13 protein-coding genes are annotated in these 15,056 nt (G+C 72.7%); 7 read left to right on the forward strand and 6 right to left on the reverse strand.

The features are described from left to right. Positions 1-8: 8 nt before the first annotated feature. Together AB0C28_RS43915 and AB0C28_RS43920 are read left to right on the forward strand one after the other, a co-directional pair. Positions 9-1,058 carry a CPBP family intramembrane glutamic endopeptidase gene (locus AB0C28_RS43915; protein WP_358081795.1) on the forward strand — a complete coding sequence of 350 codons (1,050 nt, stop codon included), beginning with the start codon at positions 9-11 and terminating at the stop codon, positions 1,056-1,058. Beyond that, positions 1,055-1,795, forward strand: a complete 741-nt coding sequence (locus AB0C28_RS43920) for a MerR family transcriptional regulator (protein WP_358081798.1) — start codon at positions 1,055-1,057, stop codon at positions 1,793-1,795. The genes AB0C28_RS43915 and AB0C28_RS43920 overlap by 4 nt, the downstream gene beginning before the upstream one ends. A gap of 70 nt (positions 1,796-1,865) precedes the next feature. On the opposite strand, the gene AB0C28_RS43925 is transcribed toward AB0C28_RS43920, so the two are convergent. Beyond that, on the reverse strand, positions 1,866-2,447 hold the full coding sequence (locus AB0C28_RS43925) for a dihydrofolate reductase family protein (RefSeq protein WP_358081801.1): 582 nt from the start codon (positions 2,445-2,447) through the stop codon (positions 1,866-1,868). Positions 2,448-2,584: 137 nt separating this feature from the next. Between AB0C28_RS43925 and AB0C28_RS43930 the strand changes: the two genes are divergently transcribed. Then, positions 2,585-5,341 carry a BTAD domain-containing putative transcriptional regulator gene (locus tag AB0C28_RS43930; protein WP_358081803.1) on the forward strand — a complete coding sequence of 919 codons (2,757 nt, stop codon included), beginning with the start codon at positions 2,585-2,587 and terminating at the stop codon, positions 5,339-5,341. Positions 5,342-5,364: 23 nt separating this feature from the next. Here the strand turns inward: AB0C28_RS43930 and AB0C28_RS43935 are convergent, their stop codons facing one another. The 5 genes from AB0C28_RS43935 to AB0C28_RS43955 are packed head-to-tail and all read right to left on the reverse strand — an operon-like array spanning position 5,365 to position 10,578. Next, entirely contained in the window at positions 5,365-6,327 is a 963-nt protein-coding gene (locus AB0C28_RS43935) for an ankyrin repeat domain-containing protein (protein ID WP_357861237.1), read from the reverse strand. Further along, on the reverse strand, positions 6,324-7,859 hold the full coding sequence (locus AB0C28_RS43940; RefSeq protein WP_358081806.1) for a tripartite tricarboxylate transporter permease: 1,536 nt from the start codon (positions 7,857-7,859) through the stop codon (positions 6,324-6,326). Before AB0C28_RS43940 ends, AB0C28_RS43935 begins: the two co-directional genes overlap by 4 nt. A gap of 30 nt (positions 7,860-7,889) precedes the next feature. Continuing rightward, a complete protein-coding gene (locus tag AB0C28_RS43945) occupies positions 7,890-8,435 on the reverse strand; it encodes a tripartite tricarboxylate transporter TctB family protein (RefSeq protein WP_358081809.1) in 546 nt (181 codons plus the stop codon). A 14-nt stretch (positions 8,436-8,449) separates the two neighbouring features. Then, the gene (locus AB0C28_RS43950; RefSeq protein ID WP_357861228.1) at positions 8,450-9,424 is read right to left on the reverse strand and encodes a tripartite tricarboxylate transporter substrate binding protein; all 975 of its coding nucleotides are present in this window, start codon (positions 9,422-9,424) and stop codon (positions 8,450-8,452) included. Next, a complete protein-coding gene (locus AB0C28_RS43955) occupies positions 9,421-10,578 on the reverse strand; it encodes an acyl-CoA dehydrogenase family protein (protein ID WP_358081812.1) in 1,158 nt (385 codons plus the stop codon). The genes AB0C28_RS43950 and AB0C28_RS43955 overlap by 4 nt, the downstream gene beginning before the upstream one ends. Positions 10,579-10,782: 204 nt before the next feature. Here AB0C28_RS43955 and AB0C28_RS43960 point away from each other — a divergent pair, with 204 nt between their 5' ends. The 4 genes from AB0C28_RS43960 to AB0C28_RS43975 are packed head-to-tail and all read left to right on the forward strand — an operon-like array spanning position 10,783 to position 15,044. After that, entirely contained in the window at positions 10,783-12,039 is a 1,257-nt protein-coding gene (locus AB0C28_RS43960) for an acyl-CoA dehydrogenase family protein (RefSeq protein ID WP_357861223.1), read from the forward strand. Next, complete coding sequence (locus AB0C28_RS43965; protein ID WP_358081814.1) at positions 12,036-12,863, forward strand: enoyl-CoA hydratase-related protein; 828 nt, start codon at positions 12,036-12,038, stop codon at positions 12,861-12,863. The genes AB0C28_RS43960 and AB0C28_RS43965 overlap by 4 nt, the downstream gene beginning before the upstream one ends. A gap of 7 nt (positions 12,864-12,870) precedes the next feature. Further along, complete coding sequence (locus tag AB0C28_RS43970; protein ID WP_358081816.1) at positions 12,871-14,001, forward strand: CoA transferase; 1,131 nt, start codon at positions 12,871-12,873, stop codon at positions 13,999-14,001. Between the two features lie 32 nt (positions 14,002-14,033). Beyond that, on the forward strand, positions 14,034-15,044 hold the full coding sequence (locus AB0C28_RS43975; RefSeq protein ID WP_357861215.1) for a LysR family transcriptional regulator: 1,011 nt from the start codon (positions 14,034-14,036) through the stop codon (positions 15,042-15,044). Positions 15,045-15,056: the final 12 nt, after the last annotated feature.

The raw sequence follows: 15,056 nt of genomic DNA on the forward strand, positions 1-15,056 counted from the left end.
GGACCCCGATGTCCGTGCCAGGACCCGGCCAGACCCCGGCCACGCCCGCGCACCCGAGCTCACCGCACCAGCCCGGCGACCCCGCAGCCGGACGTCGCGGGCCGCGCCTCGACGACTCCCGGCTGTTCGGTGACCCGGTGTCCGGACGTCGCGGGCCGGGGCTGGACGACTCCCGGCCGTTCGGCGCCCACGTGCGCATGAGCTGGTGGCGGCCGCTGGTCGTCCTCCTCGTGCCGCCGGTCGTGATGCTGCTCCTGCAGATCCTGCTGTACCAGGTCGTGGGCGTCATCGAGGGCAGCGACGATCCGATGTCCGCCACCTTCACCCCGCTGAAGCTGCTGGCTGTCAACCTGAGCGTGGGCATCTCGGGCGTGGTCGCGATCCTGCTGCTGGCGCGGCTGGCGAAGGTGCCGTGGCGCCGCCTGATCAGCTCGCCGCGGGCGTTCGACGTTCGGCGCCTGGTGCGGTATCTGCTCGGCGCGGCCCTGCTGGTGGTCGCCGGCATCGGGGTGGTGGCGCTGGTCGCCCCCGAGTCCCCTGGCTGGGTCGCGTTCGGTGTCTCAGGGACGACGATCCTCATGCTGGTGATCACCCTGCTGAGCACCCCGATCCAGTCCGTCGGCGAGGAGTTGATGTTCCGCGCCGCCGCGCTGCCCGCCGCCGCCTCCTGGGTACGCGCGGTCCGCCCGGCCCTGGCCGTCGGCCTGGTGGTCTCCAGCCTGGCCTTCGCGCTCGCACACGGCTCCAGCGACCCCTGGCTGTTCGGCTACTACACTTTCATCGGCGTCGCCACAGGGCTGATGGCGATCATCAGCCGCGGCATCGAGGCGCCGGCCGCGTTCCACATCGCCAACAACGTCCTGTTCTCCAGCGTCAACACGCTGATGGCGGACGGCGAGGGCTACACCATCGACCGGTCCACCGACACCGGTGACGCGGCCCTGCTGATCCTCGCCGCCGTCAACGTCGCCATGGTCGCCCTGGTCTGGGCGCGCGAACGACGTACACGAAGGACGACCTGGAACGGGGCGCGGGACGACGAGGTGAGGACCCCATGACCTGGAGCACACGCGAGATCGCCGACCTGGCGGGCACCACCGTGAAGACGGTGCGCTACTACCACCAGATCGGGCTGCTCGACGAGCCCGAGCGCGGGTCCAACGGCTACAAGCGCTACGAGGTGCACCACCTGACCCGCCTGCTGCAGATCAAGCGCCTGACCGGGCTCGGTGTGCCGCTCGCTCAGGTGGCCGAGATGGGCACGAGCGGCGAAGGGCTGGCCGCGGTCTTCCGTACCGTGGACGCCGAGCTGGAGGCGACGGTCCGGCGGCTGGAGAACATCCGGCGGGAGCTGGCCGCCCTGGCGCAGCCGGGCGCGTCACCGGAGGTGCCGACCGGCTTCAGCGGCCTCGCCCAGGACCTGCGCGACAACGACCGCGCCCTGCTGACGATCTACGCCCAGCTCTTCTCGGACGAGTCGATGGAGGCCCTGCGCGGGACGCTCGCGGCGCACCCGAACGACGAGCTCGACGAGGCGTTCCGCGACCTGCGGGAAGACACCGACGAGGCCACCCGGCAGGCCCTCGCCGAGCGGCTCGCGCCCTTCCTCGTCCCGGGCGCCACCGAGCACGGCGTGACGCTGGAGCCGCGCGCCGGTACGCCGGGCCAGGCCGAGGCGGCGCGGCGGGCCGCCGGTCACGCCCTCAGGGCGCTCTACAACCCCGCGCAGATCGACGTGCTCCGCCGAGCGCACCTGCTCCACGAGTCCGGCGACGCCGTCAGCGAAACACCATGAAGCGCAGCTGATCCACGAGTCCGGGGACGCCGTCAGCGGATCACCCTGAAGCGCATCTCCGGGGACGCCGTCAGCGGATCACCTTGAAGCGCAGGTGGGTGACGTTCGGGGAGTCGACCACCTGGACGCGTTCCAGCCGGAACGGTCCTCCCGCCCGCTCGAACAGCCGGGTGCCGCTCCCGAGCAGCACCGGCGCCAGGTGGATCTGGATCTCGTCCAGCAGACCGGCGGCGAGGCACTGCTGCGCGGCGCTGGCGCCGTGGACGGCGGTCACCTTGTCCCCCGCCACGGCCCTGGCCCGCTCCACCGCGTCGTGGATGCCGCCGGTGACGAAGGTGAAGACCGACGGCGCCCGGACCGTCTCGGGAGCCGGCGGCTTGTGGGTGAGCACGAAGCACGGCACCTGGCCGGCGGGGCCGCCGTCACCCCATCCGCCGTCGCCCCCGGCCAGGTCGTAGGAGCGCCGGCCCATCAGGATCGCGCCCGCGCCGTCGCGCATCCCGGCCAGCAGTTCGCTGTCGAGCGGGTGCGGGTCGTGCAGCCATTGGTGCAGCGCCTCGCCGCCCTCGCCCAGCTGGTGTTCCCTGGTGACGTCAGGCCCGGTGACGAACCCGTCCAATGACATCGAGATCCCCGCGATGACCTTGCTCATGGCCTGTCCCTCTCAAAGTGGTTGCCGTGTCATGGAGTTCCCCCGTTCGGGATGATCACCAGCTTGGCGGACCGGGAGTGGCAGAGTTGTGTCACTCTGGTGAAACTCATCGCCGGCCAGGCAAGGAGGCGCACCGCGTGGTCACCGTCGAGCTGCTCGGGCCGCTGCGGGTCGCGGTCGACGGGCGGCCGGTCGAGCTCCCGGCCGGGCGGTTGCGCGCGTTGCTGGCCGTGCTGGCGATGTCGGCGGGCCGTACGGTCGGCACGGACCGGCTGGCGCTCGCGGTGTGGGGCACAGGCACGGGCGCGGGTGGGAGCCCGGGGGCCAACGTCCGGACGAACGTCAAGCGGCTGCGCCGCGCCCTGGGCACCGCCGGCGAGCGGCTGATCGAGGCCCGGCCGGGCGGCTACCTGCTGACGGCCGACCCCGATCGGGTGGACGCGCTCCGCTTCGGCCGCCTGCTCGACGAGGCGGCGGCGGATCCGGCGGCCGAGCGATCCCGGCTGGCCGCCGCGCTGGCCCTGTGGCGCGGCACTCCGTTCGACGGGATCCGTTCGGACTGGCTGGAGCGGTCGGTGGGCCCGGCTCTGCAGGAGCGGTACCTGACCGCGCTGGAGCGGCGGATCGACCTGGACCTCGCGGCAGGATCAGGTCAGGTCCTGACCGACCTGGCCGATCTGGCCGAGCGGCATCCGCTGCGGGAATCTCTCTGGGTACGGCTGCTCCGGGCCCTGGAATCGGCCGGCCGTCCCGCCGAGGCGCTGGAACGGTACGAGACGATCCGGCGCCGGCTGGCCGCGGAACTCGGCGCCGATCCCAGCCCCGAGCTGCGGCAGGTGCATGCCCGCCTGCTCACCGGCGACGCCCCGCCCGTCCCCCGCGCGGTTCCCCGGCAACTTCCCGCCGCGGTCGCCGGGTTCGCGGCACGCGAGGCCGAGCTGACGGCGCTCGACGCACTGCTCCCCCAGTCGGACGGGACACGGTCGCCTTCGATCGTGGTGATCGCCGGTACGGCCGGGGTCGGGAAGACGACGCTCGCCGTGCACTGGACGCACCGGGTCGCCGATCGTTTCCCGGACGGCCAGCTCTACATCGACCTGCGCGGATACGACCCATCACAGGAGGCCGTACGCCCGGCGGCGGCCGTCCGCGAGCTCCTCGACGCGCTGCGGGTGCCGCCGCACCGGATGCCGGACAGTCCGGCCGCGCAGGCGGGGCTCTACCGCAGCCTGCTGGCCGGGCGGCGCATGCTGGTGCTGCTCGACAACGCCCGCGACGCCGCCCAGGTGGCCCCGCTGCTGCCCGGGGCGCCCGGCTGCCTGGTCGTGGTGACCAGCCGCGATCACCTCACCGGGCTGGTGATGACGTACGGGGCGCATCCGCTCACCGTCGACCTGCTGTCTCCCGAGGACGCGAGGCGGCTGCTGGCCGCCCGGCTCGGCCACGACCGGATCGCGGCCGAGCCCGAAGCCGTCGAGGAGATCGTCCGTCGCTGTGCCGGGCTGCCGCTGGCGCTGGCCATCGTCGCCGCCCGCGCCGCGATCCATCCGGCGCATCCGCTGAGCGCGCTCGCCGCCGAGTTCGGAGACGCCCTCGGCGCACTCGACCGTGCCGTCGACGTACGGGCGATCTTCTCCTGGTCGTACGAGACGCTCACGGACGAGGCGGCGGCCCGGACGTTCCGGCTGGTCGCCGGGCTGCATCCCGGTCCGGAGTGCACGCCGGACGCCGCCGCCAGCCTGATGAGCGTCCCGGTCGAGCGGGTACGGGCGCCGCTGGCGGAGCTGACCCGCGCCAACCTGCTCACCGAGCACACCCCGGGCCGGTACGCGGGCCACGACCTGCTGCGCGCGTACGCCGCCGAACTCTGCGCGGCCCGCGACGACGACCGGGACGCCGCACGACACCGCGTCGTGGACCACTACGTCCAGTCCGCGTTCGCCGCCGCGGGGCACCTGCACGGGCGCACCGAGACCATCGCCCTCGCCGCGCCCCGCCCTGGCGTCAGCGTGACGGGCTTCGCCGGGACGGACGCGGCGATGGCCTGGTTCGAGAACGAGCGCCCCGCCCTGCTCGCCGCCCTCGACCTGGCCGCCGGCCTGGGGCTCGACCGGCAGGTCTGCCGGCTGGCGGGGGCGTTGTTCGTCTTCCTGCACCGGCGGGGACGCTGGCACGACCGGGCCGAGACCCAGCGGGCCGCCGTCGCTGCTGCCCGGCGGCTGGGCGACCCGGTGGAGGAGGCGCGCGCGTGCCGCAACCTGGCCGCCGCGCTGGCCGACCTGGGCCGCTTCGACGACGCCCACCACCACCTCGACGCCGCCCTGGAACAGGACGTCCCCTCCGGCCAGGCGTGGACGCACTACTTCCGTGATCTCGTGTACGGCTTCCAGGGACGGGAGGCCGACGCGCTCGATGCCGCCCGCCGCGCCCACGACCTCTTCGAACGGCTGGGCGACGAGGTCGGGCAGGCCGTCGCGCTCACCGACCTCGGCTGGTACCACGGGCGCCTGGGAGACCATGGTCAGGCCCTCGACCTGTGCGAGCAGGCCCTGGTCCGGCACCAGAAGCTCGGCAACCGCCCCTACGAGGCGCACACGTGGTCATGTCTCGCCGACCTCCGCCTCCAGCAGGGCGACCCCGCCGGGGCCGTCCCCTGTTACCGGCAGGCGCTCGACGTGTTCAGGGAGCTCGGCGACTCGTACGGCGAGGCCAGCACGCTCGCGCACCTGGGAGCCTGCCACCACCTCGCGGGCGACCGCCCGGCCGCCGGCGAGCAGTGGCGGCACGCCCGTGCCCTGCTTCGCGAACTCGATCCGTCCGCCTTCGACCAGGTCCACGCCCAGTTGACGACCGTCGACGGGTCCGCCGCCGACGCCTTCCGCGGGCGGCGCTGACGGGCGCGATCATGGGCTCGGCCTCAGCGGTCCGGCAGGCGTATCCACAGATCCGGCGGGCCGGCGACGGCCCGGGCGTCATCCGGGCGCAGTCCCGCCATGACACACAGATAGGCCACGGCCTCGCCCTGGTAGAGGTATTCGGTGAGGATTTCGGCGGCCGTCAGGTGTCCACCGGGGTGGCCGCCTCCGGGGGAGGTGTCGGAGTCCTCGATCGCTCCGTCGCGGCTCACCAGCCCCTGGTTACCGCTCTTGGGGTTGGCGAACAAGCTGTGGCAGATCGTTCCCACGGACAGCGGCACGGTCACTTCTGGGGTAGAGGGGACGTCTCCCCAGGGCTGGGTGATGACGCACCCGCCGGGCACATCGGTGATGCCGACGATCCCCAGGTGGGCATCGTGATCGGCCCAGGGATCGGCCAGGGCCGCCTCGACGGCGGCGGCGTCGGCCGGCCGGGCCTCCAGCCGCCGCACGGCCTCGGCCGCGGTGAGCTCCGCCACGCAGGCCACGCCCATGTAGTCCTCGCCGACATCCGCCAGCGCGGCGATCAGCCGTCGCGCCTCCGCGACCTTCGCGGCCTCATCGGAGGTCAGGCCCGGGTGACCGGCGGGGAACGGGAACAGGCCGGGTGCCGGACCGGCGAGGGCGAGCCGTCCGGGAGACCATCCGGCCATCATCGGCCGCCACGGATCCGCCCCGGCCGCGACCAGGGCACGGGCGTGGTCCAGGCGATGGGCGAACACGGCCGTCCACAGCGCGGTCCTGTCGTCGAACTCGGCATCGACGTCGGCGACGTGACGGGCCAGCTCGGCCACCGTCTCAGGAGTGCCCCACTCGGCCGCGAAGTGCAGCGGTCTCCCCTCGTAACCGCCGAAGGCGTAGACACCCGAGCCGGGGTCGGCGCCCGCCGCCAGCCGGGCCCGGATCGCCGCGAGATCGGCCCAGCCATCCCCGCCGAAACCGGACCATCCCGCTTGCTGTGTCATGACGCCCTTTCTTCATCCGGGACCCGGCCGGGGCGTGGGCTCACGGCTCGCCGCGCGCGGAACGCTCGCCGTACCGACAGGGCCACGGCCAGGACGACGAGACCGAGGATCACCATCGTGACAGGCCGGCCGAGCACGTACCCGGCATTTCCGTCGGAGAAGGCCAGAGTCTGGCGCAGCGAGACTTCGAGCGTGGGCTGGAGGACCACGGCCAGCACGAAGGGCGCCATGCTGTACCCGGCCCGGCGCAGCACGAAGCCGAGCAGCCCCGCGACCAGCATGACCACGACGTCGAACATCGAGTTGTTCTCGGCGTACACGCCCACCACGCACAGCCCGATCACGAACGGCATCAACGCCTGCGGCGGGATCGACAGCAGGCGGGTGAAGATCCCCACCAGCGGAAGGTTGAGCACCAGCAGCATCAGGTTGGCGATGTACATCGCGGCGATGACGGTCCAGAACAGCTCGGGCTGGTCCGCGACGAACGTCGGCCCCGGTACGATGCCGTTGAGCAGCAGCGCGGCGAGCACGAGCGCCATGGTCGGCGCGAACGGGATCCCGAGCGCCAGCAGCGGGACGAACGCCGCGCCCGCCGCCGCGTTGTTGGCCGCCTCCGGACCGGCCACCCCCTCGACCGCGCCCTTGCCGAACCGGCCGGGGTCCTTGGAGATCTTCCGCTCGGTGACGTACGAGGCGAACGTCGACAGTACGGCGGCCGGTCCTGGCACCAGGCCCAGCAGGAAGCCGATCACCGAGCCGCGCACCGCCGCGGGAGCCGCCCGCCGGGACTCCTCCCCGCTGGGCAGCAGCTCCCTGAGCCGTGGGGCCTTGACCGGCTCGGGGCGCCGGTGCCGGCCGACCATCGTGAGCGCCTCCGCCACGCCGAAGACCCCCATGACCAGGGCGATGAAGCTGAAGCCCTCGGCCAGGGCGTCGGACCCCATGGTGAACCGCAACTGGCCGCCGGCCGGGTCGATCCCGACCGTGCCGATCGCCAGGCCGGCACAGATCATCACGATCGCCTTCGCGGCGGAGCCTTCGGCGAGCGCCGCCAGCAGCAGGAGTCCCGCGACGCACAGCGCCAGGTACTCGGGCGGACCGAGCTTGACCGCGAGCCCGCTCAGCCACGGCGCCGACATCATGAGACCGAAGATGGCGATGGTGCCCGCCAGGAACGAGGAGACCGCCGCGATCGTCAGTGCCGGCCCTGCTCTGCCCCGTTTCGTCATCGCGTGGCCGTCGAGCGCCGTGACCACCGACGACGCCTCACCGGGCACGTTGAGCAGGATCGAGGTCGTCGACCCGCCGTACGTGGAGCCGAAATAGATGCCGGCGAACAGGATCAGCGATCCTGTGGGGCCCAGTTGCGTGGTCATCCCGAGCAGGACCGACATCGCGCCGATCGGCCCGATGCCGGGCAGCACGCCGACCACCGTACCGAGCACCACGCCGACCAGCGCGAGGACGAGGTAGGCCGGATCGGCGAAGGTGGCGAAGCCCGCGCCGAGGTTGCCGATCGCGTCACCCACGGGGCGTCCTTCCGTTCACATCAGGCCGGGTCAGAACAGGCCGAGCGTGCCGCTCGGCAGCGGGACGGCCAGCCAGCGAACGAAGATCAGCCAGGTGGCCGCGCCGAAGGCGAGGCCGAAGAGCACGGCACTGCTCCACCGGGAGACCCCCATGATCTTGGCCATCAGGACCAAGGAGATCGACAACGTCACGACCATCCCCACGGTGTCACCCACCGCCGGCACCAGCAGGGCGGCGGCCAGCACACCGGCGATCCGCCACCAGCGCACCTCGCCGTCGCCCCCGTCCTCCACGCTGACATCACCGCCTCCCGGTGAGGTGACGTCGCCGACTTCCGCTGAGGTGACGTCGCCGGCTCCCGGCGCGGTGACGTCGCCCGGCGTCCGCCGCCGGCTCTGGACCAGGACGACAACACCGGCGACGGCCAGCACGAGCGCGACGATCAAGGGGAAGAAGCCCGCCCCGGTGTCCGCCATCGTCCCCAGGCCCTCACCGAGGGCGAGCGCGCCGTACAGCAGACCCAGCGCCAGCAGCGAGCCGGCGACGATCACCTCCGGCTTGGCGCTCTCTCGCACAAGACCCGATCTTCTCATTTCACCGTGACCAGGTTCGCCGCCTCAGCGGTCTTCTTGGCCAGCCGCGCCTTGGCCGTCTCACCGTCGGCCCCGCTGACGACCAGCCCGAGCTTCCGCGCCGCCTCGGCGAACTTCGGGCTCTTGACGGCCGCGCCGAACACCTCGTTCAGCTTCTGCTGGGCGTCGCCGGGCAGTCCCTTCGGCGCGATCACCACGTTGTACGCCTCCCACTCCAGAGCGACGTCCTGCTGCTTGAAGGTCTTGATCTCGGGGGCGAGCTCGATGGGCTCGGCGGAGGCGATGGCCAGGGCGCGCAGCTTGCCCGCCTTCAGCTGCGCCATCCCGCCGGCCAGCTGCATGACGCCCACCTCGACGTTGCCACCGATCAGGGCCGTGACGGTGGCCTGGTCGCCGTCGAACTTGACGTGCTTGAACCGCGTACCCGTGAGCTGCTCGAACTTCCCGGCCGGGATGGCGTAGTTGAGCGGCCCCTCGGCGATCGTGACGGCTCCGGGCTTGGCCTTGGCGGCCGTGACCAGATCGGCGACGCTCTTGTACGGCGAGTCGCCCGGCACCACGAACAGCACCGGCGACGTGGTGACCTCGCTGATCACCGAGATCGCCACCGGGTCGTAGGAGACCTTCTCGGTCCGCGGGAGCAGCGTCAGCGGGCCGTCCGGCACGAGGCCGATCGTGTGCCCGTCCGGTTTGGCGCTGAGCGTCGCCGTGGTGCCGACCGCGCCCGCGCCGCCCTCCCTGTTCACCACCTGGACGCGCCGGCCGAGCTTGCCCTCGCCGTTGACGATCTCGACCAGCGCGCGGGCCGTCGCGTCGATGGCGCTGCCGGCCGGATAGGGCACGATGAGCTGGACGTTCCTGGTCGGATAGCCGCCCTGGGCAGCGGGCGCGGCGCACGCCGCGAGGGCGAGGACGACGGCCGCGAGGAGCGCGGGCAACGCGGCACGGCCGCCTGGCGGAACAACACTCATGGGGCACCTCCTGGGAGGGACTGGGGAGGACGGGTTCCCGGCCCGATGGCGGCCGTGGCGATGATCGGGTCGTGCCAGCCGTCGTCGCCGAAGTCGTGGGCGTCTCTGTGCAGCCGTTTGAAGAACAGGTGCGCGCTGTGCTCCCAGGTGAAGCCCATCGCGCCGTGGAACTGCACCAAAGCGGCGGACATCCGGCGGGCCAGGTCGGCGGCGCGGCTCTTGACCACCGACGTCATCAGCGTCGCGTCGCCGCGCCCGGTGTCGTGGGCGTGGGCGGTGTACCACAACGCCTGGGTGATCGTCGTCCAGTCGACGTACAGCTCGGCCATTTCGTGCTGGATCGCCTGGAAGCTCCCGATCGCCCGGCCGAACTGCCGGCGCGCACGGAGGTGGTCGAGAGTGATCCGCATCGCCGTGCCCGCGGCGCCGACGAGGTCCGCGCTCACCAGCACGGTCAGCCGCCGGACGACGTTCTCGAAGACGTCGTCGTTCGCCCAGCGCAGCGGCTCGGCCGGTACGTCGGCCAGGGTCACCCGGGCGGCGCGCACGGTCCGGTCGACGGTCTCGACCGCGCGGATCGACACCCCGGGATGCCCGGCCGCCGCGACGAACACGGCCGGTCCTGCCGCCGTCGTGGCCGCGACCAGCAGGAGATCGGCGTCCTCGGCATGGTTGACGATGCCGGCGTCCCCGTTGAGCAGGCCGCCGTTCCTGTTGAGCAGGCCGCCGGTGGCGGTGACGGCGATGCCGGCGCGGTCCCACGAGCCGCCCGGAGCGCGCAGGGCGGTCGCGCCGACGAGGTCGCCCGCGACCATCGGCGCGAGCCAGCGGCGCCGTTGCTCCGGATCGATCGAGGTCGCGACGACGTCGCAGGCGGCCATGGCCGTTCCGACGCCCGCCGGCGCGAGCCCGGCCCCCAGCGCCTCGGCGACCACGGCGAGGTCGAGCAGCCCGAGCCCGAGCCCGCCGTCCGACGGCGCGACCGTCACCCCGAGCCAGCCGAGATCCGCCGCCGCGCGTCGCAGCCCGGCGTCGAGGCCCGCCGCGGGCGTGTCGGCGTACCGCGCCACGCACGCCAGGTCCAGATGGCGATCGAGCCAGCGCCGTACGACGCCGCCCATCGCCACCTGCTCCTCGCTGAGGCTGAAGTCCATGTCACCGGTCCACTTTCGCGAATGGCACACAGTTCACCGTGCAGGTGTGAAGTACGTCAAAGACGTGAATTCACCCCGACTCATTGCGTTTCCCAATGAGTCGGTCATGGGTTTTGCTCTTTGACGCTCCAGAACGACGGTGCTCAGGATGGGCTCAGGATGGGCGGGCGACAGGGCCGGATCGGACGAGGAGTGGTGCACGGCATGGATCTTCGATACTCGCCGGCGGCGGAGCGGTTCCGGCGGGAGATCCGTCGATGGCTGGCGGAGTCCGTGCCGGCGGCGTGGCGCGAGCCGGGTTTCTGGATCGGCCTCGACGGGAGCGAGGAGTCCCTGGAGCTGCGGCGGCGCTGGGAGAAGGACCGGTTCGAGCACGGCTTCGCCGGTGTCGACTGGCCGGCCGAGTACGGCGGGCGCGGGGCCGATCACGAGATCAGGGCGGTGCACGACGAGGAGATGGCGCGGGCCCGGGCGCCGATCGGCCCGTTCCTCGGCCTGACCTACCTCGGCACCGCGCTGCTCGGCCCGACGCTGCTGCGCTACGGCACTGACGCGCAGAAACGCACGATCCTGCCGCGCGTCCTGTCCGGCGAGACGATCTGGTGCCAGGGGTTCTCCGAGCCGGAGAGCGGCAGCGACCTGGCCGGCCTCTCGACCGCCGCCCGGCGCGACGGCGACGCCTTCGTGGTCTCCGGCCAGAAGACCTGGACCACGCTGGCGCGCCACGCCGACGCGATGTTCGCGCTGGTCCGCACCGACCCGGCGGCGGAACGGCGGCGCGGCATCACCTTCCTGCTGATCGACCTGACGTTGCCGGGGGTGCGCGTGCGCCCGATCCGGCAGATGTCCGGCTCGTACGAGTTCGGCGAAGAGTTCTTCGACGAGGTACGCGTGCCCGTCGAGGGCAACGTGGTCGGCCGGATCGGCGACGGCTGGGCCGTGGCCCGGTATCTGCTCTCGGTGGAGCGGAACGCCTCCCCGATCAGCCAGTACGTGGAGTTCGGCCACGAGCTCGACGACGTGATCGCCGCGGCCAGGCGCATCCGCAAGGATGGCCGTCCGGCCATCGAACATCCGCGGGTCCGGGCCGGGATCGCCCGCTGCCGGGCCGACCTGGAGCTGCTCCGCGTCCGCGGCTACGACGCGATGAGCCGTACGGCCCGGGGGCAGGACCTGGGCGCCGACGCCTCGGTCACCAAGCTGCTGTGGTCACGGACCAGACTGGCGATAGCCGACCTGGGCGCCGACGTCCTCGGCGTGGACGGCCACCTGAGCACCGAGCCCGGCGGCGAGCATCCCGGCGAGTCCGACGACGGGCATCCCGACCGGCCTCGCACCGACTCTGAGAGCGGGCATCTCCGCTGGCGGCACCTCCACGTACGCGGCCAGCGGATCGCCGGCGGCACCGCCCAGATCCAGCGTACGATCATCGCCCGCGACCTGCTGGGCCTGCCCCGATGAGCGCGACGGCGATCGGCACGGGAACCGTGCTGTTCCAGCTCCGCGACGGCATCGGCACGCTGACCCTCAACCGGCCCGAGCGCCGCAACGCGATCTCCTGGCCACTCGTGCAGGACCTCCTCGCCGCCATCGAGCGGGCCGGCGCGGAGAAGGACCTGCGCGTCCTGGTCGTCACGGGCGCCGGCGCCGACTTCTGCGTCGGCGCCGACCTCGCGCGGGTCGGCTCGGACAACGCCCAGGACCAGGAGACGCGGACGCTGCGCGGACGTTCGGTGGCCGACGACCGCGAACGCCTGCGCCGGGCCTCGGCCATCGTGGAGACGCTCGCGTACTTCCCGGCGCCGACGATCGCCGCCGTCAACGGCGCCTGCGCCGGGGCGGGGCTGAGCCTCGCGCTGGCCGCCGACTTCCGGATCGCGGCGCGGACGGCGGTGTTCAACACGGCGTTCGTCAGCGCCGGGGTGTCCGGCGACCTGGGCAGCGCCTGGCTGCTGACCCGCGCGGTGGGCGGCGCCCGGGCGCGGGCGCTGCTGCTCGACCCGGCCAAGCTCACCGCGTCCGAGGCGGCCGACCTGGGGCTCGTGACCGAGACCACGGCCGATCTGGCGGCCAGGGTCGGCGCGCTGGCCGCCAAGCTCGCCGCGCAGGCGCCGAAGGCGATGCGGTACGCCAAGGAGAACCTGACCGACGCCGGATCGGCCACGCTGCCCGATTACCTGCGGCGAGAGGTGCCCCGTATGGTCGAGTGTGCCCGCAGTGGCGATGCGCGGCGGGCCGCCCAAGCCTTCCTGGAAAAGCGCAAACCGGTCTTCACCGGAGAGTAGGAGCGGCATGATCCCCCCTCTTGAGGGAGTTCGCGTCGTCGAGTTCGGCCACTACATCGCCGCGCCGGCGGCGACCCAGCTGCTGTCCGACCTGGGCGCCGAGGTCATCAAGATCGAGCCGCCGGCCGGCGACCAGGCGCGCGGCATCGGCGCGTACGGCGAGGGCATCGTCCTGGCCTACAACCGCGGCAAGCGCTCGATCGTGCTCGACCTCAAGCAGGCAGGCGACAGGGAGACCGCCCTGCGCCTGATCGCGGAGGCGGACGTCGTCGTGCAGAACCTGCGGGCCGACGCGCTGGCCCGCCTCGGTCTCGGGGCCGACGACCTGCGGGCGGCCAACCCCAGGCTCGTGTACGTCTCGATCCGCGGGTTCAGCTCCCGTGGGTCCTCAGCGCAGCGGGCCGGTCTCGACATCGCCGCGCAGGCCGAGAGCGGGCTGATGTCGGTCAACGGCGAGCTCGGCGGTGATCCGCTCCGGGTCGGCTTCCCCATCGCCGACGTCGCCGCGAGCTACGCGGTCGTCCAGGTCGTCCTCGCCGCGCTGCTGCGCCGGGAGCGTACCGGTGAGGGCGGGGTCGCCGAGGTGTCGCTGCTGGAGGCCGCGATCCACCTTCAGTCGGCGATGTGGGGCGAATGGCACGCCTCGGGGCAGGAGCCGCGGCGCAAGGGCAACGGCCAGGCGACCGTGGCCCCGGCCGCCGACCTCGTCCGCACCGCCGACGGGACCATCGTCCTGTCGGCCTACACCGCCGAGCACTTCGCCCGGCTGTGCCGGCTCATCGACAGGAAGTGGATGCTCGACGACCCCCGTTTCGCCGGCAACCCGGCCCGGGTGGCCAACCGGGAGGCGCTCCTGGCGGAGATCTCAGAGGCACTCGGCGGCCTGCGTACGGACGAGTGCCTCGCGCTGCTGGCCGAGCACGGCATCGTCGCGGCGGAGGTGCGCACGTACCAGGACGTGGCGCGGGCGGAGGACGTGCTGGCCGGCGGAATTCTGACCACGGGGGTCGGGCCGGACGGCGACCGCTTCACCGTGCCCTCGCTGCCCTTCACCCTCGACGGCGTCACCGTCGAGGCGGACCTGGCGGTGCCCCGCGCCGGCGCCCACTCGGACGATCCCGGCTGGCACACCGCTTGACCTGGTGCGGGAGCCCCCCATTGGATCGCACCATGAACGTCCGCGAGCTCGAATGTTTTCTCGCCGTTGTCGACCAGGGCAGCATCACCCGGGCCGCCTCCGCGCTCTACCTGGCACAGCCGTCCCTGTCACAGATCATCCGCCGTCTGGAGAGCGACCTCGGCGTGGAACTGTTCCGCCGGGTCGGGCGCGGGCTGGTGCTCGCCCCGGCCGGTGAGGCGCTCGTCGGGCCGGCCCGCCAGGTGGTTCGTGACCTGCACCATGCCCGCCAGGTCGCCGAGGGCTACCGGGGGCTCGAACGCGGACGGGTCGACCTGGCGATCTCCACCTCCCTGACGGCCAACTTCCTGGCCGCGTGGGTGGGCCACTTCCGGCGCGAGCATCCCGGGTTCACGGTCCGGCTCAAGCAGCACGACGGCGACACCGACGAGATCGTCCACCTGATCAGGTCGGGCGAGGCCGAGCTCGCCTACGCGGTCGCGCCGGTGTCCCGGCAGGGCATCGACTGCGTGCGCATCGGGGAGGGCGAGGTCGTGCTGGCGCTGCCGCCGAGCTGGCGCGCCGACTTCCCCGACCCGATGCCGGCCGCCCTGCTCGGCGGCCTGCCCATGATCGTGGATCGGGGGTTCGGGCGGGCCTACCTCGACTCCATCGGCGTCGAGTCCACCGTCGTCGTGGACGTCAGCGAACCCGCCGGGCTGGTCCCGCTGGTCATCGCCGGCGCCGGGGCCGCCGTCCTGCCGATGCGCCAGGCCCTGGACGCCCGGCGCAGGGGGGCGAGCCTGCGCATGATCGAACCGCTGACCGTACGGGCGATCTACGCCATCACCTCGACCTCCCCGCTGTCGATCCCGGCCCGCCGGTTCCTCGAACTCAGCAGGGAGAACCTCGACCGCTGGCGACGCGCCGTGACCAGGCGCACCGACCGGGGCATGACGCTGCTTGAGGCGTCCATCGACGCCGACAACGTGATCGAGGCCGCATATCAGCGCCTGGACGAGACCCCGTACCACCCGATGACATCTCTGCCGCCGCACCGCTGAACTACGGCATCG

This window comes from Nonomuraea sp. NPDC048892, from assembly GCF_040649735.1.
GTDB classification, from domain to species: domain Bacteria; phylum Actinomycetota; class Actinomycetes; order Streptosporangiales; family Streptosporangiaceae; genus Nonomuraea; species Nonomuraea maheshkhaliensis.

Coding starts and splice junctions, on each gene's coding strand:
- AB0C28_RS43955 (WP_358081812.1), bottom strand. CDS start 10,578: ATGGACTTCAGCCTCAGCGAGGAGCAGGTGGCGATGGGCGGCGTCGTA.
- AB0C28_RS43975 (WP_357861215.1), top strand. CDS start 14,034: ATGAACGTCCGCGAGCTCGAATGTTTTCTCGCCGTTGTCGACCAGGGC.
- AB0C28_RS43935 (WP_357861237.1), bottom strand. CDS start 6,327: ATGACACAGCAAGCGGGATGGTCCGGTTTCGGCGGGGATGGCTGGGCC.
- AB0C28_RS43915 (WP_358081795.1), top strand. CDS start 9: ATGTCCGTGCCAGGACCCGGCCAGACCCCGGCCACGCCCGCGCACCCG.
- AB0C28_RS43925 (WP_358081801.1), bottom strand. CDS start 2,447: ATGAGCAAGGTCATCGCGGGGATCTCGATGTCATTGGACGGGTTCGTC.
- AB0C28_RS43950 (WP_357861228.1), bottom strand. CDS start 9,424: ATGAGTGTTGTTCCGCCAGGCGGCCGTGCCGCGTTGCCCGCGCTCCTC.
- AB0C28_RS43970 (WP_358081816.1), top strand. CDS start 12,871: ATGATCCCCCCTCTTGAGGGAGTTCGCGTCGTCGAGTTCGGCCACTAC.
- AB0C28_RS43965 (WP_358081814.1), top strand. CDS start 12,036: ATGAGCGCGACGGCGATCGGCACGGGAACCGTGCTGTTCCAGCTCCGC.
- AB0C28_RS43920 (WP_358081798.1), top strand. CDS start 1,055: ATGACCTGGAGCACACGCGAGATCGCCGACCTGGCGGGCACCACCGTG.
- AB0C28_RS43960 (WP_357861223.1), top strand. CDS start 10,783: ATGGATCTTCGATACTCGCCGGCGGCGGAGCGGTTCCGGCGGGAGATC.